Genomic DNA, 24,972 nt, shown 5'->3' on the forward strand with positions numbered 1-24,972 from the left:
CTGCAAATTTAAGAATTTTCAAATTATTAATAAGGAACATGACTTATTAAAATGGCGTTAAATTTTGATTATTTTTTGTAAGTTGCCAAAGCATTTCGAGACTACGTTTTTTATGTGTACAGTTACAATAATTCCTCAAGAAAATAATGGGTTTGTATTAACATCTAATCGAGATGAAGCTCCAGATAGAGTATCATTGGCTCCTGATTTTTATTCGGTTGATGGTATTAAGTTGTTGTTTCCAAAAGATAAAATGGGAGGTACATGGATTGGGGTTAGTGAAAATAATCGTGTGGTATGTTTGCTTAATGGTGCTTTTGAAAAGCATGAAAGGAAATCAAATTACAGAAAAAGCCGAGGTATTGTTGCTAATGATTTTATGGTTTCAGAAGATATTGTGAAGACGATTGAAGCTTACAATCTTAATGATATTGAGCCTTTTACTATTGTAATTGCTGATTGGAACCCCCAACTTAAATTTTATGAGCTAGTTTGGGATGGTAAGCACAAACATTTTGTTGAGTTTCCTTTGGAATCAAGAATTTGGTCATCTTCTACTTTATATACTGAAGCTATGAAAAAAGAGCGTCAGCAATGGTTTGAAAATTTTGAAGCATTTAATGATTTGAACACCAATTCGTTATTGGAATTTCATAAACACAAAGATGTTGAAAATATGGATTATGGTGTTATTATGGATCGTGGTTTTGTAAAAACAACTAGTGTAACTCAAGTTGAAAAACAGGATAATGCTGTGAATATGCGTTATGAAAATCTTCAAAGTAAAACAGTTACAATTAAAACATTCAACCTTACTCAAGTAGTTAATGGATAGTACGGGTATTATTTTAACACTAGCATATCCAGATACTATTGTTATGGTTTCTGAAGAATGGTTTTCTCCTTTTTTAAGGTATTTAGGTGTTGGTAAAAAAAACTATTTGCGTGCGGGTCATGCAGCCTTAGTGCTCATAGATAAGGAGACAGGTGTTTTGGAATATCATGATTTTGGACGTTACATTACGTCTGAGCCAAATGGAAGAGTACGAGGAAGTGATACTGATAACGAATTACATTTTCCACTAAAAGCAGAAATTAAAAATGGTACAATTGCCAATTTAAGTGCTATTTTAGAATTTTTAGGGACGCACCCTAAACTAACGCATGGTGACGGGAAATTAGTGGCTTCGGTTTGTTATGCTGTAAATTATAAAAAAGCACGAACCCATATTACTGCAATGCAAAACAAACACTTTATACGGTATGCCGCTTTTATAAAAGATGCTTGTAATTGTGCGCGTTTTGTAACCGATTCGTTAATAGCTTCAGTAACAAACTCTGAAATAAAAAAGAAGCTGGAAAACTCTAAGTGGTTTACACCAAGTACAGTAGGGAATGTGTTGCTTGCTGATACTGAGAATCACCCTTTTGAGGTTTCTGAAACTGGAGTAATTAAGAAATTTGAAGGTTCTCAAAAAAGTGAAAACTTACGTTGTTTTTTGGATAGATTAAAAAATCATAAAGTAAATTTAGTTGGAACTTTAGAGCCCAAACATAATGATGAGGTTCATGAAAGGGGGCAATGGCTTACTGGAATTGCAGCAGGTGCATGGTTTGAACTTTATGATTTAGGTAGTAAAACTGAATATCGATTTAGGCGTGTTTCTCCTTATGGGCATATAGATTGTGATACTATTTTTAATATTAACGATACATCGTTTGACTACAATGATGATTATGAATTTATTCATTATTCGAATTGTAAATTTTTTCATGTAAAGCAGCGCAATCAAGTTTACAAGTTTGAACGTAAAGATTTAGTTGATTCTTATTAAGTATATAATTTCTTTAAATCGGATAATGTTACTATTATATAAATTATTCTTAGCATATACACTGATGCTTTAGAGAAATCTAGCTAAGTCAGATAAATAAAAAATCAATGATATGCTAAGTAATGGTGTATTTAGATTAACTTATTTAAAACCCCTAACTTCTTATAGCGATTGGGAGAAAGATTGAGTAGTGAAATATTTATATTCACAAATTCGATGGTTTGAAATATAAAGCAATAAGTTATAACCCGACTCATTTCGGGGAAATCACAAATCAAAAAATTAATTTATAGCAAAAGGAGCACTTAACTTAAATGTTGGTATAGTGACTTGGAATTTTTTAGTAGTAGTTAAATTAACCATACTATAATGACCTTGCATAGCTCCAAATGGAGATGTGAGCAAGCAACCCGACGTGTAGGTGTGAGATTCTCCTGGTTTTATTACCGGTTTTTTTCCAATAACACCTTCGCCAGAAACAGTTTCAATATTGTTTAAGGCATCTAGAATTTCCCAATGGCGTGCATTTAGCTGAACAGAGTCTTTGCTTTGGTTTTCGATAGTTACTGTATATCCAAAGGCGTAGTGAATTTTATAATTTTTATAAAATGAGCCTTCGAAATTAGTTTCGACCGAAATTTTTATGCCTTTAGTAACCTGTTGAACCATTGATGTACAAGTGTTTGCGTGTGCTAAAATAATAAATATTAAGTGGTTAACGTAAATTTTAACGTCTTTGATGTAAAAATTAGATGAAATGCATTTTTAGCCTATAATAATTGTTAAATAGCTAGTTCAGCTTAATATTATTAGAGGTTTTGAGGTCTAGTTTGAAATATTTGTAGATGATACTTCATTAAATCCAATAATTCTGTCGTAACGTGTACCTAAATCGCGATAATATACTAAGACTTTATAGTTGTTTTCAGTTTGCCAAAAATCACCACTTATTGCCCCTTCTTTAAGAGTTCCGTTTTTTTCGACAACAACATATTTGTAATTGTAGAAGCCTTGTTTGAGTTTCATATCTGTCTCGTAAAGATTTCTTTGACTGTTAAAGGTCATTTTGTTATAATTTTCTAAAGCATAATTGTTATAATTACCATAAACATAAATACTTTCACCGTTTGTTAATTCTGGGTATTGTAGTGAGAAATGTACTTGAACATAATCAGCTTCAATGGATACATCCTCTCTGTCAATAGCTACTATTTTAAATTGTCCGTTTATATCTGGGTTGTAAGTATAAGGTAAATTGGCTCTTGAAATATCTGTGAACAAATAGGAATGATATATGTCTTCAAGAGCAATAGATTCCACACGCATGGTGGCAGCTCTAACATCTTTAGTTTCAAAAAATAAATATTCATTTCCACCAGGGAAAGCAGTTTCTTTTACATAGCGGTAAATAAGTTTGTTGCCAACTGTGTATTGAGGTTTTAAATTGGAAATAGCAGTATGTAAATTTCTGTTTTGAATAATTAAGGCTTTTACCGTTTGAAGTGGATTATTTATTTGAGGTCCCGAAGAAATTTCAATGTCTACCGTTTGCATGTAATCAATAGTGCTAACATCTCGGGATCTTTTGATGCTTATTCCGGGTATAACAATATCCTCATATATCATAAATTTTCTTGAAAATACTAATTCATCACCATCCGTATCATAAAACGAAATAATGTAGTTGCCCGAAACCTTTAAGCTTTTGGTTTGCTGATTTGGGATTGATAATTTATAATGCGAATACATTTGAAAGGTGTTGAATGAATTCGTGTAGTCTTGAATCCTAAAATTATCTACCCCAGATAGAAATTCTGGTTTTACGAGGATAGACTCTTTCCAATCATAATCATAATGTTCAATTTTATAATAAAAATCGGGTTCATCTGTAACTAAAGCATCAAATTCTATATAGAAAGGTTCACCTAATTTGATAATAGGGAGTTCACCTAAATCACTGCTATTACTTTTAAATGTTACAGATTTTATATAATCTGGCGGATTAACTTCTTCAACTTGAGAATAGGCAGAAATAGTTGAAAATAAAACGAGAAATAAAAAATGTTTTGGGTTCATAATCTTGAATATAAACAAAGGTAATCAAATTTCATACCTTAAAATTATATATATTGTTTATAATGATTATAAATAAAAAAGATGTTATAATTTAAAAAATATATTAGTATTAATTCGTATTTTTGCACCGATTTTTAGACAACTAATTTCAATTAAATAAATATGTCAAACGACATTCGTATTAAAAAAGGTCTGGACATTAAACTTAAGGGTGAAGCTGAAAAAACCGTTGAACAAGCTGTTATCAGTAACTACAACACCATAAGGCCAGAAGATTTTCACGGCATAATACCAAAACTTGTTGCAAAAGAGGGAACCACAGTAAAAGCTGGTGGTACTGTTTTTTTTAATAAAGATAATGAGGATATGAAATTTGTATCCCCAGTTTCTGGAAAAGTAGTTGAGGTATTGCGTGGACCGAGAAGACGCATTGATGCTGTTAAAATAGAAGCTGATAAAACGCAAACTTTCGAAGATATTGGGAAGTTTGATGTGGGTGCTTCAAAACCAGAAGCTATAAAAGCACATTTACTAGCTTCAGGCTGTTGGCCTTTTATAAAACAGCGTCCTTATGACGTAATTGCAAATCCGAATAGTTCGCCAAAAGCCATATTCATTTCTGGATATGCTAGTGCACCATTGGCAGCTGATTTAGATTTTACCTTACAAGGAAAAGAGTCTGAGTTACAAGCAGCAATTTCAGCTTTAGGAAAATTGACTGAAGGACAAGTACACGTTTCTGTTGGTAAAAATTCTAACTCACCGTTAGCAGGATTAACAGGAGTTAGTTTACACAAAGTTTCGGGGCCGCATCCGTCAGGGAATGTTGGTACATTAATCAATAAAATTAATCCAGTAAACAAAGGCGAAGTTGTTTGGACAGTTAATGCCCAAGATTTAGTAATTATTGGAGAATTACTTTTAACAGGTAAGTTTAATGCAGAGCGTATAGTTGCCTTAGTTGGATCTTCTGTTGAAAAACCAAGATATTTTAAAACCCTTGCAGGAAGTGAGATATCTACCATAATTTATGATAAAGGCGTTGCTAAAGATGGTAATGATCGTGTTATTTCAGGAAACGTATTGTCTGGTAAACAAATAAATCCAGATGGGAGTTTAGATTATTACAGCAACGTAGTTTCTGTAATACCAGAGGGTGATGATTATGAGTTTTTTGGTTGGAATAAACCAATTTTTAATAAAATATCTACTTCTAGAGCTTTAACGTTTTCATGGTTGAATCCTAAGAAAGCGTATGAATTAAATACTAATACAAATGGTGAACATAGAGCATTTGTAACTACAGGAACTTATGAAGAAGTATTTCCACTTGATATTTATCCAATGCAAATCTTAAAGGCTTGTATGTATAAGGATTTAGATGAGATGGAAGCTTTAGGGATGTATGAGGTTGCTCCAGAAGATTTTGCATTAACAGAATTTGTATGTGTTTCTAAACAGCCACATCAAAAAATTATAAGAGAAGGTTTAGACTTAATGCTTAAAGAGATAGGATAATGGGTTTAAAAGAAAATTTACACAATTTTAAAGAGAAGAATAAGAATAAAAAGTGGTTACCAGGATTTAATGCCCTTTTTACATTCTTATATATGCCTAATGAGACTACCCATAACGGAACTCACATTAAGGCAGCCGATGATTTAAAGCGTACTATGAATACCGTAATTATGGCTTTAGTACCATGTTTAATATTCGGTATGTTCAATGCTGGTTATCAGCATTATCTAGCTCAAGGATTAATAGAGTCTGCTGATGGGTTTTTAGGAGCTTCATTTTGGACCTGGGATAATCTTGTTATTGGACTTTGGAAAGTTTTACCATTAGTAATTGTGTCTTATGGTGTTGGTTTAGCAGTAGAGTTCGTATTTGCCATAATTAAAGGTCATGAAGTTGAAGAAGGATACTTGGTAACAGGTATGTTAGTACCACTTATAGTTCCCGTTGATATTCCATTATGGATGTTAGCTGTAGCCGTAGTTTTTGGAGTTGTTATTGGTAAAGAGGTGTTTGGTGGAACAGGTATGAATATTTTAAATCCAGCACTAACAATCAGAGCTTTTCTTTTCTTTGCATATCCTACTTGGATGTCTGGAGATAAGGTTTGGGTTCATGGAGCTGTTGAACGTGATCAAATGATTGCAGCAGGTCAAAACTTAGATGCTATATCAGGTGAAACAATTTTAGGTACTTATGCAGCAAATAACCCTGTTGATTACAGTTATTTGGATATGTTTTGGGGAATAATACCTGGTTCCGTTGGAGAAACTTCTAAATTCTTAATCATAATAGGTGCTTTGTTTTTGATTTTCACTAAAATAGGAAGTTGGAGAATTATTATTTCAACACTAATTGGTGCACTGACTATGGGGCTAATATTTAATGGTGTAGTAGATGCAGGTTGGATTGGAGAATCAAGTAAATTTTATGGATTGATGAGTGTACCCTTTTGGCAACATTTAATAATTGGTAGTATTTTATTTGGAGCGGTTTATATGGCTACAGATCCGGTGACAGCCTCTCAAACAAATAAAGGAAAATGGATTTATGGGTTTTTAATAGGTTTTATTTCTATTATGATTCGTGTGTTTAATCCAGCTTATCCAGAAGGTGTATTCTTAGCTATTTTGTTGATGAATGTATTTGCACCAACAATTGATCACTATGTAGTTCAAGGTAATGTGAAGAGAAGAATGAAACGTTTAAAAGTTAAAACAGCATAATTATGGCAGTTAACACAGATAAAAACTCATATACTATAATTTTCGCAGTAGCGATGGTATTAGTTGTAGGTTCTCTATTGGCGTTTACAGCATCGTCATTAAGACCTAATATCGATGAAAATAAGCGTATGGAAAAGCAACAAAATATTCTGTATGCTATGGGTGTGAATGGAAATGAAGGAACAGGAGATATCACTTTTGTAGGAACTGATGTTGTGGCAGATGAATTTTCAAAATACATCAAAAAACAATTAGTTATCGAAGGTGATGACGTAAAAGAAGAGGAAGAAGCATATTTAATAGATATCAAGAAAGAACAAGCTAAAGCTAAAAATGGAGGGACTAGAAGGTTGCCTTTATTTGTTGGTGAAAAAGATGGTAAAACATTTTATATAGCACCTATAAGAGGAAAAGGTCTTTGGGATGCCATCTGGGGATATGTTGCTTTAGATAAGAATATGGTTGTTCAAGGTGCATTTTTTGATCATGCAGGAGAAACACCAGGTTTAGGAGCAAACATTAAGCAACGCTATTTCATGGATGATTTTGAGGGCGAACTTTTACTAACCGAATCAGGTACCTTTAAAGGTATTAAAGTTGCTAAAGGAAATGCAGATCCTAAAAATCAAATAAAAGATGATTATGAAGTTGATGCATTAGCAGGGGCAACTATTACTGGTGATGGTGTTACTGCAATGATCAAGAAAGATTTGAAATTATATTTACCTTACTTTAAAACGTTAAAATAATATGGGACTACTTTCAAAAAAAGACGCAAAGTTAATCACAGACCCGTTAGCCGATAATAATCCAATTACTATTCAGGTTTTAGGTATTTGTTCTGCTTTAGCAATTACAGCAGAATTAAAGGCTTCTCTCGTTATGGGTATTGCAGTACTCTTTGTTTTAGGTATTGGTAATGTTGTTATTTCTCTAATGAGAAATATCATTCCTTCAAAAATTAGAATTATTGTGCAACTTATTGTAGTTGCCTCCTTAGTAATTATTGTTGATCAGGTATTAAAAGCTTTCGCTTATGAGTTAAGCAAAACATTAGCAGTGTTTGTAGGTTTAATTATTACAAACTGTATTATCATGGGGCGTTTTGAAGCTTTCGCTTTAGGAAACGGTCCTTGGAAATCATTTTTGGATGGTATTGGTAATGCTGCAGGATATGCAGTAATTTTATTGATAGTTGGCTTTTTTAGAGAATTATTAGGTTCTGGAACCCTTTTCGGAATCCCAGTATTAGGTGATCCTATAGAGAAGACAGGAGTATATTCTATTGGATATGAAAATAATGGATTTATGTTAATGCCTCCTATGGCATTAATTGTTGTAGGATTAATTATTTGGGTGCAACGTAGTAGAAACAAAGCTTTAATAGAAGATTAAATTGACTTGTAACTTTGAATTGTAGAGTTACATCAAAAAAAAGAATATGGAACATTTAGAATTATTTTTCAAATCAATTTTTGTTGATAATATGGTATTTGCAGTATTCTTAGGAATGTGCTCTTATCTAGCCGTTTCTAAGAAAGTTGCAACAGCAGTAGGTCTAGGAGCTGCAGTAATATTTGTATTGGCTATAACCGTGCCTTTAAATTGGCTGTTAGATCAATATTTATTACAACCAGGTGCTTTATCTTGGTTAGGTGATGAATTTGTAGACTATGACTTAAGTTTCTTATCATTCATCATGTTTATCGCAACTATAGCAACTATGGTTCAGTTAGTAGAAATAGTTGTTGAAAAATTTTCACCGTCATTATATAATTCTCTTGGTATTTTTTTGCCGCTTATTGCTGTAAACTGTGCAATTTTAGGAGGGTCTTTATTTATGCAAGCTCGTGAAATTGAAACATTAAGTTTAGCATTTAATTATGGTGTTTCTTCAGGAATAGGATGGTTCTTAGCCATTTTAGCTATAGCAGCTATTCGTGAGAAAATAAGATATAGTAATGTACCAGCACCTTTAAGAGGTTTAGGTATTACATTTATTATCACAGGACTTATGGGAATTGGTTTCTTGAGTTTTGGAGGTATGCTTACAGGGGGTGATGAAGAAGGAGGAAAGCCTGCTACAGAAACAGCATTGGAAAATATTAAAATTGAAACTGAAAAAGCTAAAGAATTAGCTGAAAACACTAAAACTATAGATTAGTATGATGATTTTAGCAGCAGGAACAACAGGAACAGTTATAGCAACAGTTGCAGCGTTTTTATTAATTACGTTGCTGCTTGTGAGTTTATTACTTTTTGTAAAACAAAAGTTATCACCATCTGGTCCAGTAAAGATTACCATTAATGGTGAAAAAGAAATTGAAGTAGCCTCTGGAGGAACATTACTATCTACATTAGGTGGTAATAAAATTTTCTTACCATCAGCATGTGGTGGTGGTGGAACTTGTATTCAGTGTGAGTGTCATGTAAACGCTGGAGGAGGAGAAGCACTTCCTACAGAAACACCGCATTTTTCAAGAAAAGAATTACAACACGGCGCACGTTTGGCTTGTCAAGTTAAAGTTAAACAAGATATGGATATTACCATACCAGAAGAAGTGTTTGGTATTAAAAAATGGGAAGCTACTGTGGTTCGTAACTATAATGTTGCGTCCTTTATCAAGGAGTTTGTTGTTGAAATTCCTGAAGATATGGGCTATAAAGCTGGTGGATATATTCAAATTGAAATTCCCGAATGTGAGATTAAATATGCAGATATTGATATTACTGCACACCCTGAAGAACATGAAACACCAGATAAGTTTCAGGCTGAATGGGATAAATTTGGTCTTTGGCCATTAGTAATGAAAAATGGTGAGACAGTTGAGCGTGCTTATTCAATGGCTTCTTATCCAGCTGAAGGACGTGAGATTATGTTAAACGTTCGTATTGCAACACCACCGTGGGATCGTTCTAAAAACGGATGGATGGATGTTAATCCAGGCGTAGCCTCATCTTATATATTTGCCCAAAAGCCAGGTGATAAAGTAACTATTTCAGGACCTTATGGTGAATTCTTTATTAATGAGTCTGAAAGTGAAATGTTATATGTAGGTGGTGGTGCAGGAATGGCACCTATGCGTTCACATTTATATCATTTATTCAAGACCTTAGAAACAGGTAGAAAAGTAACATATTGGTATGGTGGACGTTCTAAGCGTGAGCTATTTTACTTAGATCATTTTTATGATTTAGAGAAGAACTTCCCTAATTTTAAATTTTATTTAGCATTATCAGAGCCTTTACCAGAAGATAACTGGAAAGTAAAAGAAGATATTGACGCTCCTGGTGATGGTTTTGTTGGATTTATACATAATTGTGTTATTGATAATTATTTAAGTAAACACGAATCGCCAGAGGATATTGAATTGTATTTCTGTGGACCACCGTTGATGAACAAAGCGGTTCAGAAAATGGGAGAAGATTTTGGTATCCCTGATGAACATATCCGATTTGATGATTTTGGAGGATAAACCTCAATTTTAAGATAAACAAAAAACCAACTCAATTGAGTTGGTTTTTTTATGTCTCTATGTGAAAAATATTTTAAGCTAATTCATATTTTGGTTTATCATTTTCAATCTCAAATAATTTGGTGTAATCCATAACATTAGCAATTCCATCTAAATCACATAAAAAAGAAATTACAGCACATAAACCATTAAATAAAACAGTTTTATCAGTTGTGTTCCTAGGTTTTTTATTTTTATGATGAAGCGGTAATTGATAACCACAAGCATTTAAGAATATATGTTCAATCTTTAATAATTCAATAGGTGAATAACCATTAAATTTTCTCCCTAAAGATTGATGCACTTTTCCAATATAATTAAGCTCTAAAGCACCGTGAGAGTCAGATAGATATTTCCAACTATCTGTATTGTTTAAAATATTTCCAACAGCACACTGTTTACAGCATTCTGGGTTTAATGTATTGCTATGAAATGCCGTGTAGAGTTTTTTTAAGGCTGTTTCTAATCGAACAGAAGTTCTCATAAGCTAAATTTTTACTTCAAATTACTAAAAATATAAGTTTTACAGGTGAAATAATTCTTAAATTTTTCATAATGAAGTACGAAGTCGGTTATCTATAACGCTAGTTTCTATATGAAAAATACGCTTAGAATTGTACTTCTTTCAGCTTTGCTATTAGTTTTATTTATTCAGTTTAAACCTGCAAAAAAAACAATTGAAACTATTGTTACTACTCTTGAAACACCTAGTTTAATTAATAAAGATAGTCTTACTATAAAAACAAGGGTTAATATTCCTAAAGGTTATAAACGTGTGAAATACCCGTTTGCCTCTTTTCAAGCCTATCTTCGAAATTATAAACTAAAACCCTTTGAAACTAAAATTATAAATTATGACGATACCGAATATTTTTGGCAAGGTGGTCATATAGGGGTTTTAGATATTCCAGTACCAAAAAATGGATTACAACAATGTGCTGATGCCTTAATCAGAATACGTAGTGAATACCTCTGGGATAGTGATAGAAAAGATGAAATAGGTTTTAACTTTACAAGTGGCCACTATTGTTCTTGGAAACAATATGCTGAAGGGTATCGACCAAAAATAAATGGTAATAAAGTATCATTTCATAAAAAGGCTTCAATAAATTATTCTAAAGACAATTTCTATAAGTATCTGAATTTAATTTATATGTACTCAGGAACCTTATCACTATTCAACGAGTTACCAAAAATTGATTCAGCTAAAGATTTAATGATTGGCGATATGCTAATTAAAGGCGGCTCGCCTGGGCATATTGTTATGATTTGTGATGAAGTTATCAATTACAAAGGCGATAAGTTGTTCTTGTTGTTTCAAGGTAATACACCTGCTCAAAGTGTACATTTGGTTAAAAATTTAGAAGATGTTAAAATATCACCTTGGTATGAATTAAAAAAGGATAGTGAGATATCCGTTTCTAACTATACATTTTATAATTCTAAATTTGTTCGATTTTAATAGATAATATTTTTATCTTAATTGAACTGATGTAATATAGACCGATAGTTCTACTAAAAAGTTGTTGGTAAAATCTAGATTATTTTCTCGAGATTTTTAGCACATAAAGAGCTGCTAAAATAAACAATAAACCACTTATAAGATACCATGTGAAAGTAGATGGAAAAGACGATTTTAAATCAACAGGAGTAGTATCTCCAATTAATACTAAACCTGCCCAATATATAGGAGCTTTGGTTCTACCTTTAGCATTTTTTATATATTTTAATTTAGCTTGCTGCAATGCTTTGTCTTTTGCTAGCCCCTCTTTTATGTTTTTATAAAAAAATTCTATTATTTCTGTACTTGATTTTTCATCTATTTTCCAAAGGCTGGTAAGTATACTTTCACTTCCTGCATAGTTAAAAGCATGTGCCAGAGATATCATGCCTTCACCAGATTGATAAGTAGGTTTTCCAGTTTCGCAAGCTGTTAATATAGCTAGGTTGGAGTTTATATTCTCATTATAAATTTCGTAGGTAAACAAAGAGTTGTTTTCATGAGCCTCAGTGCTTTTAGCGAAAATCAAACGAGACAACTCTGGTGTTATATTATTCGATTCAGCATGAGTACCGATATGAATAATTTTATGTTCATTAGCTTCATTTTTAAAAATTTCTTTTGATGCGTTTTCATTTATAAAATAATTACCATCAAACAACTTTGAGTACTTTTTCGCTAAATCTACACTAAATGGTTGCGGTAATAATGTTAAGTATGTTTTATCAATTAATAGAGAGTCAGTAACGGATAAGCGATACTTCTTTTTCATTTTATAGTTAAACTCAGGAGCAAAAGCAATAAAATCATTCTCATACTTAATGTTCTTCTTTTTGTGTCCTAATAATAATAAACTATAATTATAGGATATATCATATTTTGATAATAGACTTTTTGTAGCAAGTTCATTAAAAGATTTGATTTTTTCATATGTTAAACTCTCAAAGCTTAGATTGAATAAATTACCATCTGGAATAATTATAACTCGCTCTGTTTTTACTTTATCTTCTATAGGTTTCCACAACTGGTTGTATAGATGGAATAATTGTTTACTAGTTGACTCAAAATCAAACGTGTTTTTTGTTAGTTGAGAAATATTTGTATCAATATTTTCTATGTTTAATTTTACTATATGCTTTTCGTCAGGAGATAAGATTAATCCATATAAGTCTTTATCGATATAAACATAGCGAATTACAGATGTATTTAGAGGAAGTTTATTAAAAGTATTATTAATGGTTCTTCTATGGTGGCATAGCGCATTTTGTAATATTTTGGATAATTAGTTTTCAAAGTATCTAAAAATGATTGCCATTTATTGCCCAATGGTACTAAAGAATCAAAGTGGACTTCTTTATTTCTTAAAGAAGATCTTAGTTTATTTTCTTTTTTTGTTATGTTTTCTGGTATTTCAGAGAATGTGATATTGGGGTCTGGTGTTTAGACGTGCCCTTATTCTGTTATATAGAGCTGATTCATGTAAGCTAATCAGCCTATCTAAATAAAGTGTGTTTTTTGTTTTTTTGAATAGTTCTAAGTGTATTTTTTTAGCAAAATCAAAAACTTTAGTGTTGCTTTCAATTAGGGTGCTTAAATCGCTGTAAGACACTATGGATGTTTTCCTTTCTTCTATGGTTTTGATGGCAATGTTTATGTTAGATAAAAGACTTTTTAAAAATAAAGTATCTCTTGTTTTCGTTCTATGATATTTTGATTGAGCATTGACAATATAAATTCCTGCTTTGCCCTCATCAAAATAAATCTTATCAAGCGATTTTGTTTTCTTATTTTTATTGTAAAGTGCGATGCTTTTTTCACTCCAATTTAGGCTTTCCGTATACATGCCTAAATTGTAATAAACTTTAGCAAAAGTTAACATTAAAGCATTTATAAAAAAATCTTTTTCCCCTTTGGTTTTGTAGAAGTAATCATAAACATTTTGAATTGTCTTTATAGCTTTATCCTTATCATTTATTCTTGAATATTCTTCTGCTAAATTTAAGGCATGATACATTTTGTTGGAATCGTATGCATTGGGGTTAGATTTTTCGTAATAAATATTACTCTGTACACGATATTTTAACGATTTTTCATAATCATTTTTCAGATTAAAGACATTTGCATATTCTTCATTCAAAAAAGCTTTCAACTGAAAATTTTCTCCATTTATATTTTTTAAGCTATTTTTTGCTATATCCAAATATTTTAATGCTTCATCTAAATCATATTTTTGCATTTTTACTTCTGCGTGCGTTAAAGCTGCCATAAAAAATTCTTGCGAATTTTCAGGAAAATTTGCTTTAGTGTAGTTATATGCAAGTTTTGTAATAATATCAGACTTTTCATAATCTCCTAAATCATAGTGTAAACCATTTAAGGTATTATAACCAATCATTAAGTTTCTTTTTACACGATTTTCCAGAGGATGGTTAGTTGTACTATTAAGAAACTGTTTTGCTAGTTTAATTGATGATTGTATTAGTGGTTTAGCTTGAGAGGGTTTGCCTTGATTTAATTTTATTATCGACATGTTTCCCTTAATAGCAGAAGGGAGGTAGTATCGATTTTCTTCATTTTGTTCAAGATTAGGAATATGCTTAAGGGCTTTATTAAAGTAGTATAATGCACTATCTTGTTTCGAGGTAAAAAACATTAAAGCACCATATAAGTTATATACACGAGCAGTTATTTTAAAGGTTTTATTTGGGTTAGTGTTGACAATACTATCGGCTTTTTTTACATGTTTTTCAAGCCAATTTATTTGTCCTAACTTCATTCCGTAATCTGCTAAATAATATTCGCAATTTATTAAATGATCAGTATTTTTTGATTTTATTGCATATTCTTTGGCTTTCTTACCGTACTCGTATGCTAAAGGAAGTTCACCAAAATCTAAGCATAGTTTAGAGAATTCTAAGTTTGCTAAATAGCGTGTTTCAGGATTTGAAACATGGGTTTCAATGAAATTTAATAAGTTTTTGGCTATAAATTGTGCTTTTTTAAAGTCATTTTTAATTATATATATTTTTCCGTAAGGGAAAATATATGCTGTTAATTCATTGTTTTTTTTTGATACTTTAAGTTTTTCAATGTTTTTAATAATTATAGATTCGGCAGTGTCTATAGAATCTTGCTCAATCAGATGAGTAATTAGTTCTATTTCTTTTTTTGGACTAGATTGAGCTAAGGCATCAGTGTAATGTATTAAGATGAAAAGAAGAATTATGTATCTTGATAATATCATAAAATTCATCTCACATTGATTTAATTATTTAATTTTGATAGTAATGTTTTACTCAGCTTAGTTTTACTTAAACTAAGATTCTTTTTTGCCAAATCTATATTACCCTCTTTTAAATATGCTAAACCCAAATAGTAGTATGCATCATTTAAAAATATAAATTCATCTTCTGCTTCTACTGATCGTTCAAGAAATGGAATAGCATCACTAGTATTTTTATCAACCATGAGCGCTACACCTAAAAAATAATTAAGTGTGTCATTTTCTGGTTGTTTTTCACTAATAACTTTCCATTTTTCTATGGCAATTTTATAGTCCCCATGCTTGTATTTAACCATGCCATCATAAAAATCAAAGTTATTAGTAGTGCTCATTGTAGTTGGTAAACCAGGATCTAGTTTAAAATATTTAGCATAAAGCTTTTCATTTTTTGGTGTGCTAAAAAACCAAATACTGCCTATTGCTATGATTATAGCTGCAGCTGCAGCAAATTTGCTGTAGTATAGGTATCTGACTTTTTTGTCCTGAGATTCTTTAACCTTAGTTTTAGGAATATCTTTATGGAGTTCATCAAGCTGAGTCTTTAAAGATTGATTTTCAATACCCAAAAGCATGATTTTTATATCTTCAACTTTAGTTTTAAAGTCTTCATCTAAATCAAGGAGCTGGTTGAAATCATTCAATTCTCGAGTATTCATAGTACCGTTAATGTAACTTTCTATGATTTCTAGTAACTCTTGCGATATGTTGCTATTGTCTTTCACTTATCATCATTTTGATGCCAATACCATAGCACGTAGTTTTTCCATACAACGGTATTTCTTATTTCGTGCTGTACTCTCTTTTATTTTTAATTTTGAAGCTACGTCTTTTAAAGATTTTTTTTCAAAATAAAATATATTTAATAGTTCTTTACACGGTTGCCCTAAGTTTTTAAAAGCTAACATAGTTAACTTTAGTTTGTTGTTTTTTAAATCATTACTTTCACTATCATCGCTTCCAACAAACTCTAAAATTTCATAATTTAATGTGTTAGAGTTTTTAAAAGATTTAGACCTTAAAATATCTATCCATTTATTTTTCGCAATTCTGTAAATATAGCCCTCTAAAGCGGTCTCGTTTTTTGGTGTAAATTTATTGCTTTTTATGTGTGTCCAAACTGTAATAAAAGCATCTTGATAGACATCTTTAGCGTGTTCAAGAGAACCATTATTTTTCAGAACTAATAATTCAATCTTTTTGTAATTATCATTATAGAACCTTTCTAAGGTGTAAGAATCATTAGATTTTATAGCATTAATAAGCTCTAACTGGTTTAGATATTGTACTGATTTCCCCATGAATTAATAGCTAGAGGAAATATACAATTATTTCATTTTACAACAAATACTTCACTGTCAAAGGGCTAATTTTTCGGTTATCTACTTTTGCTTAATTTTTCTTCCATAAAATTTTATAGTTTTTATTTAATAATACCACATTAGCATGTGTTAATACCTTCTCATCGAAACAAATTTAAAATGTCATCATCAGTATTTCTTTTGTAGTATTTTTGTAGCATGAGTAAGCCGTTAACCGAACAAGAATTACATAACCTTGCAATGAATCATGTTGGAAAAGATTTGGAGCAAAGAGGATTTGAGTTTATAGCTGTAAACAGTAAGTTAAAAAAACATCCACAGTTTGTATGTATGGACAAAAATAAACAGTACTATTTTGTTATAGTACGAGCTGTAATTTTACCAGAAAACCCAAATAATTATGATGTTGTTTGGATGGAATCTTTTAAAAAACATGCTAGAGATAAGGATGCAAAAGTACTATATGCAGGAGTTGGTATAGGTAGTACTAAAGGTGAAAAAGAACCTATTTATTTAAATGAAGATTATTTGTTAGAATATAACGGTATTCAAGTTTTAGAAACTAATTTAAATTAGAAAACTGTTTTTATATATATGAGAATTTTAATTGTATTATGTGCCATTGTTGTTTTGTTTTCATGTAATCGAGAACATAAAAACACAAAAGTTTCTGGAACAGTTTTCGGAACCAGCTATTCTATTATCTATGATTCAGATGAAAATTTTCAAAAGGAGTTTGATAGTCTGTTTAATATTATTAACAAGTCAATGTCTACTTACATTTTTGATTCAGATATTTCTAAACTCAATAGAAATGAATCCTTTGAAATTGATGAACATTTTATAAGAGTTTATGATGCTTCTAAAGAAATTTTTGGACAAACAGAGGGTGCATTTGATCCTACCATAGGAAATGTAGTTAATGCTTGGAAATTTGGTGCAGAAAATACCATCGAAATTGTTGATAGTTTAAAAATTGATAGTTTAATGCAATTTGTAGGGTTTGATAAAACATATAGACATAACAATACCATAAGAAAATCTAATCCAAATGTGTATTTGGAATTCAACGCTATAGCTAAGGGATATGGTGTGGATGTAATTGGTGAATTTTTAGAAAATCAAAATATTACTGATTATTTAGTTGAAATTGGAGGAGAAATAAGAGTTAAAGGCTTAAATGCTGAAAAACAAAGCAAATGGAAAGTAGGAGTTGAAGAGCCTAATTTTGAAGGAGGCAAATCTATTCTAAAAGCAATAACACTAAAAGATGAAGCCATGGCAACATCTGGTACTTATAGGAAATTTAAAATAGATGATAAAGGAAACAGATATGCTCATATAATTGATACAGAAACCGGTTATCCCAGCAAAACAAACTTGTTAAGTATTTCTGTTATTGCAGATAATTGTATGACTGCTGATGCCTATGCCACTGCATTTAAATCCATGGGAGTTGATAAAGTTAAAGCATTTTTAAAGATTCATTCAGAATTGAAAGTTTTTTTAATTTTTGAAAATGAAAATAAAGAGTTTGAAGCGTTAGCTTTAAACGGTTTTCCTGAAAGTTGATTATTTGTAAACCACAGGAATAATTTCACCTTTTGCTAAACAATATTTTTCTATTTTTTCTAATGAAAGTGTATTTGTGTAATCTACTTCTTCAACTCTAAAACCTATACTGCGAAGCTTATCAAAATAATCTAGTCCGTAAACACGAACATGATCGTACTGACCAAAAATTTTAGCGCGTTCTTTTTTATCAGTTATCGTGTTATCTTCAAAAGTTGTTTTTCTATTTAAATCTTGCGGAATTTGAAATATACCCCAGCCACTAGGTTTTAAAATCCTATATAATTCTTTCATAGCTTTGGTATCATCAGGAATATGTTCTAATACATGGTTGCAAAAAATAACATCAAATTCGTTATCCTTAAATGGGAGGTTGCAGATATCTGCTTTAACATCGGCTAGTGGCGAATTTAAATCTGTTGTAACATAATTTAAATTATCCAACTTTTTGAAACGTTTGTAAAATGCTTGTTCAGGTGCAAAATGTAAAACTTTTAACTTTTCAGAAAAGAAGTTGGTTTCGTTTTGTAGATAAAACCATAATAATCTATGTCTTTCCAATGAAAGTGTTGAGGGGGATAACACATTGGTTCTTTGTGTACCATAGCCATAAGGTAAAAAGGTTTTAAAACTTTTTCCATCTATTGGATCTGTAAATTTATTACCTCTTAAAAAGAAAGCTAAAATTGGGCGTACAATATAGCTTAACCTTATTAATAAGGGTCTTGGGATTGTATTTAGTATGAGTTTAAAAAAACGTTTCATTAAAGCACTAAAGCCTCTTGACGAAACTCATTCTCTTCATCACTCTCAATACCTAAAGCATCATATATATATGCAAAAGTGGATAGTAACTCTGGTTTACCATCAACTAAAGCAACATCATGTTCAAAATGTGCAGATGGTTTGTTATCTTGTGTGGTAATGGTCCAGCCATCTCTGTGTTGTTTAATGCGGTGCGTACCCATATTTATCATAGGTTCAATTGCTACTACCATACCTTCAACAAATTTCTTTCCTTTTCCACGCCTACCATAATTTGGCATTTCAGGATCTTCATGCATTTTACTGCCTAATCCATGGCCAACAAGTTCTCTAACTACACCATAACCATGATCTTCACAATATTTTTGAATAGCATAACCTACATCGCCAACACGATTATTAGCTTTAAATTCCCTGATACCAACGTATAAAGATTCTTTTGTTACTTGAAGTAGTTTTTCTGTTTCAGGATCAATTTTTCCAACTGGGAATGTGTATGCATGATCACCATAGAATCCATTTTTTAAAGCTCCGCAGTCTATAGAAATAATATCGCCTTCAGTAAGAGGGTCTCCATTAGGAATACCATGTACTACTTGAGAATTAGGACTCATACATAGTGTATTAGGAAAGTCATATAACCCTAAAAAACCAGGAATTGCTCCATGATCTCTAATATGCTCCTCAGCAATTTTATCTAATTGAAGTGTTGTTACTCCGGGCTTTATGGCTTTGGCTAATTCACCTAAGGTTTTAGATACTATTAATGCACTTTCTCGCATTAACTCAATTTCCTCTCTTGTTTTAACAATAATCATAAAAATAGTAATAGGAGTGCAAAGATACTTAAAAACTCCACTTATTTAAACAACCCAAAAAAGCCTTTCTTTTTCTGCGGAATAGGAGGCACTGTATTTGTTAGCATTTGATATACTTCTCCCCAACCAGGAAAACCACCAATATTTCTATCATCAATAAATAAATCTGCATTTATTTTTCTGCTAATATCATTTGTGTATTCTTCTTCAGCAAAACTTTTATTAACAGCATAAAAACGAATGCCATTGTCTTCACAAAATTTAACAGCTTCATCTAGTTTATCACCACATCTGTAGGTCCACAATATTAATCGATGCCCTTCTTCTTGTAACTTCTTTAAAGTTTCAAAAGCAAATAAAATAGGTTTCCCAATTTTTGGGTAAGCATCTTCAACAATAGTACCGTCAAAATCTACAGCAATAATAAGTGTATCGTTAAAATTCATTTAATTTAAGGCATTAATCAATTGTAAAGTTACACTAATTTTTTAATCATAGCTAAACTAAAGGATGCTGTGTCATGGCTTTTGGTTGCTCAACATTCATAAGTTTTAGAATTGTTGGTGCAACGTCTCCTAATACACCATCTTTTATTTCAGTAAGATCGTTATCAATTAAAATAATAGGAACTGGATTTGTTGTATGTGCTGTGTTTGGTGTTCCATCAGGATTAATCATGGTTTCGCAATTTCCATGATCAGCAATAAGAAGTGTTGTATATCCATTATTTAAACCTGTAGTAACAACATTTTTTACACATTCATCAACAGCTTCACAAGCTTTTATGGCAGCATCCATAACACCTGTATGTCCTACCATATCACCATTTGCAAAGTTTAAACATACAAAATCAACTTCTGCTTTTTTTAATTCAGGTATCAGAGCATCTGTTAGTTCATAAGCACTCATTTCTGGCTTTAAATCATAAGTAGCCACTTTTGGAGAGTTTTTAAGAATACGAGACTCACCTTCAAAGGGAGCTTCTTGCCCTCCAGAAAAGAAAAATGTGACATGTGGATATTTCTCAGTTTCAGCAATTCTAATTTGCTTTTTTTCATTTTTAGCTAAAACTTCACCTAATGTTTCTGTAATATTATCTTTATTGAATATTACTTTAATACCTTCAAATGCATCACTATAATTAGTTATAGTTACATAATATAAATTTAATTTTTTAGTGCCGTAATCAGGGAAATCTCTTTGATTTAACATCTCTGTTAACTCTCTACCTCGGTCTGTTCTGAAATTAAAAAAGATTACCACATCATCTTCTGTAATTTTAGAAACTGGTTCATTATTGTTATCGGTAACGATTAATGGTTTAATAAACTCATCAGTTACCTCGTTATTATAATTCTCTTGTATGGACGATGAAAGATTTGTTGTTTTTGTACCAACCCCACTTACAATTGCATCATAGGCAAGTTTAACACGCTCCCAACGTTTATCTCTATCCATGGCATAATATCTACCTGTTACAGTTGCTATTTTTGCGTTTGTGTTTTTTATGTAACCTTCTAAATCTTCTATATAACCTTTACCAGATTTTGGGTCTACATCTCTTCCATCAGTAAAAGCATGGATAAAAGAATTTACCCCAGCTTTATTAGCGGCATCTATAAATCCTTTTAAATGACTGGTGTGGGCATGAACTCCACCATTACTTAATAATCCTAAGAAATGAACACTTTTATTATTATCTGAAGCGTATTTTAAAGCGTCAATTAATACTTTTTCATCCTTTAAAGTATCTTGCTCAATAGCTAAGTTAATTTTAGCTAAATCTTGATAAACAATTCTACCAGCACCTAAATTCATATGTCCAACTTCGCTATTTCCCATTTGTCCTTTTGGTAATCCAACATGCAAACCATCAGTTCTAAGGGTAGCAAAAGGGTACTTTTTATAAAGGGAATCTATAAAAGAAGTATTAGCATGATCGATAGCTGAAACTTTAGGATCTGGAGAGTTTCCCCATCCATCTAGTATCATTAAAATTACTTTTTTGTTCATTTTTTGTTAAAATTTAAAACTAAACAAAGATACATAAGTTTATATAAAATGATGCTAAAAAACCCTCTGAAAACCCTTAATTATCAAGGATTTTATTGGTTTTTATAAAAGAAAACGTTTTCGTTAATATTTGTATAATAAATGTTAAAAATGTGTTATAAATATTTATTTGTGTAACAGATTGGAATTTATATCGTCTCTTTAGTATATCAAAAAACGTAAATCAATAATCAAATTAAAATCTTTCATCATGAAAAAAACAATCATTATTTCCGCAATCGCATTATGCTTTTCAATTGTATCAGTAAATGCAACACCATCAAACATTACTACTAATTATGAAGTTGAAGCTTTTTTTAAAGTGAATTCTTTCTGTGTGTCTATCGCTAAAGGCGATTTAGAAACAGTACAAAAACTAATTAGTAGAGGAGCAGATGTAAATGCAAAATCTAATGGAATGACACCATTAATGTATGCTGCAAAGTTTAACAGAACTGATATTTTAGAACTTCTAATTGTACATGGCGCTAACTTAAAAGTTAAGTCTGACAAAAAAATGACGGCTTTAAAATATGCACAATTACATGGCGCTAAGGATGCTGAAGCTATCTTAGAAAAAGCTTTGGCAGATGCAAAATCTAAAAAAAGAAAAAAATAATTATTTGAGTTAGTCACTCACAAAAAAGCCTCGTTTATCGAGGCTTTTTAATTTTTATTGATTTCTATATTTTTCAATAGCATCTTCTATTTTTTCAATTCTATTATCTGGATCTGGATGTGTACTTTTAAATTCAGGCACACGATTGGGACCTGCAGCGTCTTTTAGAATTTCCATAACTCCTATCATCTCTTTTGGATTATAGCCAGCTTTTATCATGAATAACACCCCTAAATCATCACTTTCTAATTCGTCGTCACGTCCATTGGTTAAAAGCGTTTGTTGGCCAATACCACTTACCAAACCTCCCATGTCTGCACCAACAGAGCCTGCTGTTGCTAACCCTTGCCAATATTCACTCTCAGCTATACGTTCTGCACTGTGCCTACCCAAAACATGTCCAATTTCATGTCCTAATACACCTGCTAGCTGGTCTTCATTTTCTAGTTTAGAGAAAAGCGCGTGTGTAATAAATATTTGACCTCCAGGTAATGCAAAAGCGTTAATGGTTTGTGGATCTGCTAATAAGTGAAACTCATATTTGTAAGGTGTTTGTCTAGCAATACTATTGTTTACTAATTTGTTTCCAACGTTATCAACCAATGCTTGATATTGGTTGTTTGGATGTAGCCCCCCATGCTGTTGTGCCATTTGCGGTGCATTTTGTAAGCCTATAGCAATCTCTTTATCTGGAGTCATAGATATGGTTTGCATCCTGCCTGTATATGGATTTTCTTCTCTTTGGCTACATCTTTTAAATACAAAAAATAGAGCTATAGCAACTCCAATTAATAGCCTGAATTTTAGATTTCTTCCTCTCATTTTAAAAAAATTAGTAACTAAAATTACAAAAATTTAGATAATACTTAATTTGACACTAGTTTTTTAATTAGGTCACTAGGTATAAAGTAGGTGTTATAGATTTTTATACATGGTGTAGTGCAAGCCAATATCTTTTATGATGAACGATTTTCCAATAACCTGGTAGTTATTTTTTTTATAGAAATTAATGGCTACTTCTCTAGCGTTGCACCATATTGCTGTAATATGTTTTTCTCTGAGCATGTTTTCTCCATGTTTTAAAAGTATATGCCCCAAACCTTTACCTTGAAAAGATTCTAAAACTGCCATTCCTCTTAATTGGTACTGTGTTTTTTCTGAAGAAATAATAGAATTTGATTTTTTAAAAAAAGAGCTTACACCAATTAATTTATGCTCATGTAAAATACCTAGATGTAATGTGGTTTCGAGATTGTCTCCATCAAAAACACATGAATCTACAGGTTTTTCTGCTCTTAAAACAGGGTGTCTTACAGTATGTGTTTCTTCAGATGATATAAGTTTAACTATGTAGTTTGAAGTTTTAATGAATTTTGATTTTATGCTTTTCAAACTTAAAATATTTTTAAGAATTATTACCTTCACTTAAAACTTATTTTATGGCGATTGAATTTAAAATCATAGAAAAAGAACATATTGATTTAGTAATCCCTTTGGTACAAAAGTTAAATGGTTTTGAATTGACTGCAGCTATACTGAAGGGGCGTTTTGCAGAAATGATAACTCAAAACTATGAATGTGCTGTTATTTACGATGAAAGTAAATTGATTGGTGTTTGTGGCTTGTGGTATTGCACCAGACACTATTCTGGACGGAGTGTTGAGGCGGACCATGTTTTTATTGATGATGATTATAGAGGGCAAGGTTTGGGTAAAAAGTTTTTTGATTGGATTTATAATTATGTCTCTAAAAAAGGCGTAGAGACCATAGAACTAAATACTTATGTGAGTAACCATCCTTCGCATAAATTTTATTATAACGAAGGCTTTAATATTCTAGGTTATCATTTTTTAAAAAAGCTATAATTTTTTCTTGCATAAGCAGAAACTGTTTATATATTTGCAACGGAATTAAAGGCGGGAGTAGCTCAGTTGGTAGAGCGTCAGCCTTCCAAGCTGAATGTCGCCAGTTCGAACCTGGTCTCCCGCTCTAAAGCTTCATAGAAATATGAGGCTTTTTTTATGCAGATAAGTTTTGACTTTGTAATATGCTTGTTGTTAGCAAGTATGCCCGCGTGAGGGATAGTAGTGGAAAGCCCACAGCGAGGTACGAGCGAGGACTTGTAACGGATAGCCCGACCCTTTAGGGGCACGCCCAAAGTATTTTAGTTGAGTTGGTTTAGTTGTGTTCCAGAATCGATTTCGTATGGCGGTTTGTTATATTCAAAAACACGTGCGCTTAGTTTACCTTTTAAGGTTATGGAATTATTATTAACGTGTAACCAGCTACCTTCTCTGAGACCAATAACGGGTTGGGTGTTGTAGTAATGGAACTCTTTTATTCTTGTGTCTCGGGTTTCGCCCATGTGTGTGCTGTTAGTATCGGGATCTAAATAATGTGGGTTTATATTAAAAGGGACTAGACCAAGCGCATTGAAACTAGGTGGATAAACAATGGGCATATCATTAGTATTTTTTATGGTTAAACCGCAGATGTTGCTGCCAGCGCTAGTGCCTAAATAGGGCGTGCCATTTTGTACTGTTTCTTTTAGTGTAGTAATAAGGTTATTTTTATAGAGTTGAGAGATTAATACAAAAGTATTACCACCACCGGTAAAAATACCTTCTGCGTTTTTTATGGCTTCTTTTGGATTTTTAAATTCGTGGATGCCTTTTACGTTTATATCAATTTTATTAAATGCCTTTTTTGCAATGGCTGTATAATCATTATGAGAGATACCGCTGGGTCTTGCGTAGGGAATAAAAAGTATGGTTTTTGTGTTTTTGAAAAATACTTTTAATTCGGTTAAAATATATTCTAGATATCCGCTTCCGTGTACTGTTGATGTACTGGCAATAATTATATTTTTCATGAAT

The 24,972-nt window shown here is 31.6% G+C and carries 27 protein-coding genes and 1 tRNA gene; 14 read left to right on the forward strand and 14 right to left on the reverse strand.

From position 1 onward, the window contains the following. Positions 1 to 112: 112 nt before the first annotated feature. Positions 113 to 835, forward strand: coding sequence for an NRDE family protein (locus tag Q0772_RS14110; RefSeq protein WP_298346137.1), 723 nt, complete (start codon positions 113 to 115; stop codon positions 833 to 835). After that, positions 828 to 1,835 (forward strand): DUF6695 family protein, encoded by a 1,008-nt coding sequence (locus Q0772_RS14115; RefSeq protein WP_298346139.1) that lies wholly within the window; start codon positions 828 to 830, stop codon positions 1,833 to 1,835. The genes Q0772_RS14110 and Q0772_RS14115 overlap by 8 nt, the downstream gene beginning before the upstream one ends. 282 nt (positions 1,836 to 2,117) lie before the next feature. Here the strand turns inward: Q0772_RS14115 and apaG are convergent, their stop codons facing one another. Beyond that, positions 2,118 to 2,504: a Co2+/Mg2+ efflux protein ApaG gene (apaG, locus tag Q0772_RS14120; protein WP_298346141.1), complete on the reverse strand. Its 387-nt coding sequence runs from the start codon at positions 2,502 to 2,504 to the stop codon at positions 2,118 to 2,120. Between the two features lie 156 nt (positions 2,505 to 2,660). Continuing rightward, positions 2,661 to 3,911, reverse strand: a complete 1,251-nt coding sequence (locus Q0772_RS14125) for a type IX secretion system plug protein domain-containing protein (protein WP_298346143.1) — start codon at positions 3,909 to 3,911, stop codon at positions 2,661 to 2,663. Positions 3,912 to 4,073: 162 nt separating this feature from the next. On the opposite strand from Q0772_RS14125, the gene Q0772_RS14130 reads away from it, so the two are divergent. From Q0772_RS14130 to nqrF, 6 genes are read left to right on the forward strand one after another with little or no spacing between them, the layout of a single operon-like run. After that, positions 4,074 to 5,429 carry a Na(+)-translocating NADH-quinone reductase subunit A gene (locus Q0772_RS14130; RefSeq protein WP_298346145.1) on the forward strand — a complete coding sequence of 452 codons (1,356 nt, stop codon included), beginning with the start codon at positions 4,074 to 4,076 and terminating at the stop codon, positions 5,427 to 5,429. Further along, positions 5,429 to 6,652: an NADH:ubiquinone reductase (Na(+)-transporting) subunit B gene (locus Q0772_RS14135; protein WP_298346147.1), complete on the forward strand. Its 1,224-nt coding sequence runs from the start codon at positions 5,429 to 5,431 to the stop codon at positions 6,650 to 6,652. Before Q0772_RS14130 ends, Q0772_RS14135 begins: the two co-directional genes overlap by 1 nt. Positions 6,653 to 6,654: 2 nt before the next feature. After that, complete coding sequence (locus Q0772_RS14140) at positions 6,655 to 7,401, forward strand: Na(+)-translocating NADH-quinone reductase subunit C (RefSeq protein WP_298346149.1); 747 nt, start codon at positions 6,655 to 6,657, stop codon at positions 7,399 to 7,401. Between the two features lies 1 nt (position 7,402). Continuing rightward, positions 7,403 to 8,047, forward strand: coding sequence for an NADH:ubiquinone reductase (Na(+)-transporting) subunit D (locus Q0772_RS14145; RefSeq protein ID WP_298346151.1), 645 nt, complete (start codon positions 7,403 to 7,405; stop codon positions 8,045 to 8,047). Positions 8,048 to 8,093: 46 nt separating this feature from the next. Continuing rightward, complete coding sequence (nqrE, locus tag Q0772_RS14150; protein ID WP_298346153.1) at positions 8,094 to 8,816, forward strand: NADH:ubiquinone reductase (Na(+)-transporting) subunit E; 723 nt, start codon at positions 8,094 to 8,096, stop codon at positions 8,814 to 8,816. A 4-nt stretch (positions 8,817 to 8,820) separates the two neighbouring features. Beyond that, positions 8,821 to 10,128, forward strand: coding sequence for an NADH:ubiquinone reductase (Na(+)-transporting) subunit F (gene nqrF / locus Q0772_RS14155; protein WP_298346472.1), 1,308 nt, complete (start codon positions 8,821 to 8,823; stop codon positions 10,126 to 10,128). A gap of 73 nt (positions 10,129 to 10,201) precedes the next feature. On the opposite strand, the gene Q0772_RS14160 is transcribed toward nqrF, so the two are convergent. Then, positions 10,202 to 10,651, reverse strand: a complete 450-nt coding sequence (locus Q0772_RS14160; protein ID WP_298346155.1) for a Na(+)-translocating NADH-quinone reductase subunit F — start codon at positions 10,649 to 10,651, stop codon at positions 10,202 to 10,204. 111 nt (positions 10,652 to 10,762) lie between these two features. Between Q0772_RS14160 and Q0772_RS14165 the strand changes: the two genes are divergently transcribed. After that, entirely contained in the window at positions 10,763 to 11,629 is an 867-nt protein-coding gene (locus Q0772_RS14165; protein WP_298346157.1) for a DUF4846 domain-containing protein, read from the forward strand. 79 nt (positions 11,630 to 11,708) lie between these two features. Here Q0772_RS14165 and Q0772_RS14170 read toward each other — a convergent pair whose 3' ends face one another. The 4 genes from Q0772_RS14170 to Q0772_RS14185 all read right to left on the reverse strand — a co-directional run bounded on the left by Q0772_RS14170 (position 11,709) and on the right by Q0772_RS14185 (position 16,249). Beyond that, positions 11,709 to 12,941: a CHAT domain-containing protein gene (locus tag Q0772_RS14170; protein WP_366105882.1), complete on the reverse strand. Its 1,233-nt coding sequence runs from the start codon at positions 12,939 to 12,941 to the stop codon at positions 11,709 to 11,711. Between the two features lie 138 nt (positions 12,942 to 13,079). Beyond that, on the reverse strand, positions 13,080 to 14,921 hold the full coding sequence (locus Q0772_RS14175) for a hypothetical protein (RefSeq protein ID WP_298346159.1): 1,842 nt from the start codon (positions 14,919 to 14,921) through the stop codon (positions 13,080 to 13,082). A gap of 11 nt (positions 14,922 to 14,932) precedes the next feature. Next, positions 14,933 to 15,673, reverse strand: coding sequence for a hypothetical protein (locus tag Q0772_RS14180; protein WP_298346161.1), 741 nt, complete (start codon positions 15,671 to 15,673; stop codon positions 14,933 to 14,935). A gap of 6 nt (positions 15,674 to 15,679) precedes the next feature. After that, complete coding sequence (locus tag Q0772_RS14185) at positions 15,680 to 16,249, reverse strand: sigma-70 family RNA polymerase sigma factor (protein ID WP_298346163.1); 570 nt, start codon at positions 16,247 to 16,249, stop codon at positions 15,680 to 15,682. Positions 16,250 to 16,468: 219 nt separating this feature from the next. On the opposite strand from Q0772_RS14185, the gene Q0772_RS14190 reads away from it, so the two are divergent. Together Q0772_RS14190 and Q0772_RS14195 are read left to right on the forward strand one after the other, a co-directional pair. Further along, positions 16,469 to 16,846: a Na(+)-translocating NADH-quinone reductase subunit F gene (locus Q0772_RS14190; RefSeq protein ID WP_298346165.1), complete on the forward strand. Its 378-nt coding sequence runs from the start codon at positions 16,469 to 16,471 to the stop codon at positions 16,844 to 16,846. Positions 16,847 to 16,864: 18 nt separating this feature from the next. Beyond that, entirely contained in the window at positions 16,865 to 17,842 is a 978-nt protein-coding gene (locus tag Q0772_RS14195; protein ID WP_298346167.1) for an FAD:protein FMN transferase, read from the forward strand. On the opposite strand, the gene Q0772_RS14200 is transcribed toward Q0772_RS14195, so the two are convergent. From Q0772_RS14200 to gpmI, 4 genes are read right to left on the reverse strand one after another with little or no spacing between them, the layout of a single operon-like run. Then, a complete protein-coding gene (locus Q0772_RS14200; RefSeq protein WP_298346169.1) occupies positions 17,843 to 18,607 on the reverse strand; it encodes a class I SAM-dependent methyltransferase in 765 nt (254 codons plus the stop codon). Further along, positions 18,607 to 19,425 carry a type I methionyl aminopeptidase gene (gene map / locus Q0772_RS14205; protein ID WP_298346171.1) on the reverse strand — a complete coding sequence of 273 codons (819 nt, stop codon included), beginning with the start codon at positions 19,423 to 19,425 and terminating at the stop codon, positions 18,607 to 18,609. Before map ends, Q0772_RS14200 begins: the two co-directional genes overlap by 1 nt. A 41-nt stretch (positions 19,426 to 19,466) precedes the next feature. Next, positions 19,467 to 19,871, reverse strand: a complete 405-nt coding sequence (locus Q0772_RS14210; RefSeq protein ID WP_298346173.1) for a BT0820 family HAD-type phosphatase — start codon at positions 19,869 to 19,871, stop codon at positions 19,467 to 19,469. A gap of 52 nt (positions 19,872 to 19,923) precedes the next feature. Continuing rightward, positions 19,924 to 21,438 (reverse strand): 2,3-bisphosphoglycerate-independent phosphoglycerate mutase, encoded by a 1,515-nt coding sequence (gene gpmI, locus Q0772_RS14215; protein ID WP_298346175.1) that lies wholly within the window; start codon positions 21,436 to 21,438, stop codon positions 19,924 to 19,926. A gap of 250 nt (positions 21,439 to 21,688) precedes the next feature. Here gpmI and Q0772_RS14220 point away from each other — a divergent pair, with 250 nt between their 5' ends. After that, entirely contained in the window at positions 21,689 to 22,096 is a 408-nt protein-coding gene (locus tag Q0772_RS14220) for an ankyrin repeat domain-containing protein (RefSeq protein ID WP_298346177.1), read from the forward strand. A 54-nt stretch (positions 22,097 to 22,150) separates the two neighbouring features. On the opposite strand, the gene Q0772_RS14225 is transcribed toward Q0772_RS14220, so the two are convergent. Beyond that, positions 22,151 to 22,918 (reverse strand): M48 family metalloprotease, encoded by a 768-nt coding sequence (locus Q0772_RS14225; protein ID WP_298346179.1) that lies wholly within the window; start codon positions 22,916 to 22,918, stop codon positions 22,151 to 22,153. Positions 22,919 to 23,011: 93 nt separating this feature from the next. Beyond that, a complete protein-coding gene (locus Q0772_RS14230; protein ID WP_298346181.1) occupies positions 23,012 to 23,488 on the reverse strand; it encodes a GNAT family N-acetyltransferase in 477 nt (158 codons plus the stop codon). A 47-nt stretch (positions 23,489 to 23,535) separates the two neighbouring features. Between Q0772_RS14230 and Q0772_RS14235 the strand changes: the two genes are divergently transcribed. Next, positions 23,536 to 23,961, forward strand: coding sequence for a GNAT family N-acetyltransferase (locus Q0772_RS14235; protein WP_298346183.1), 426 nt, complete (start codon positions 23,536 to 23,538; stop codon positions 23,959 to 23,961). Positions 23,962 to 24,012: 51 nt separating this feature from the next. Beyond that, positions 24,013 to 24,085: transfer RNA gene (locus Q0772_RS14240), tRNA-Gly, on the forward strand. Between the two features lie 175 nt (positions 24,086 to 24,260). On the opposite strand, the gene pepE is transcribed toward Q0772_RS14240, so the two are convergent. Beyond that, complete coding sequence (pepE, locus tag Q0772_RS14245; RefSeq protein WP_298346185.1) at positions 24,261 to 24,968, reverse strand: dipeptidase PepE; 708 nt, start codon at positions 24,966 to 24,968, stop codon at positions 24,261 to 24,263. Between the last annotated feature and the right edge of the window lie 4 nt (positions 24,969 to 24,972).

Source organism: uncultured Algibacter sp. (assembly GCF_947490405.1).
Classification (GTDB): Bacteria; Bacteroidota; Bacteroidia; order Flavobacteriales; family Flavobacteriaceae; genus Algibacter_B.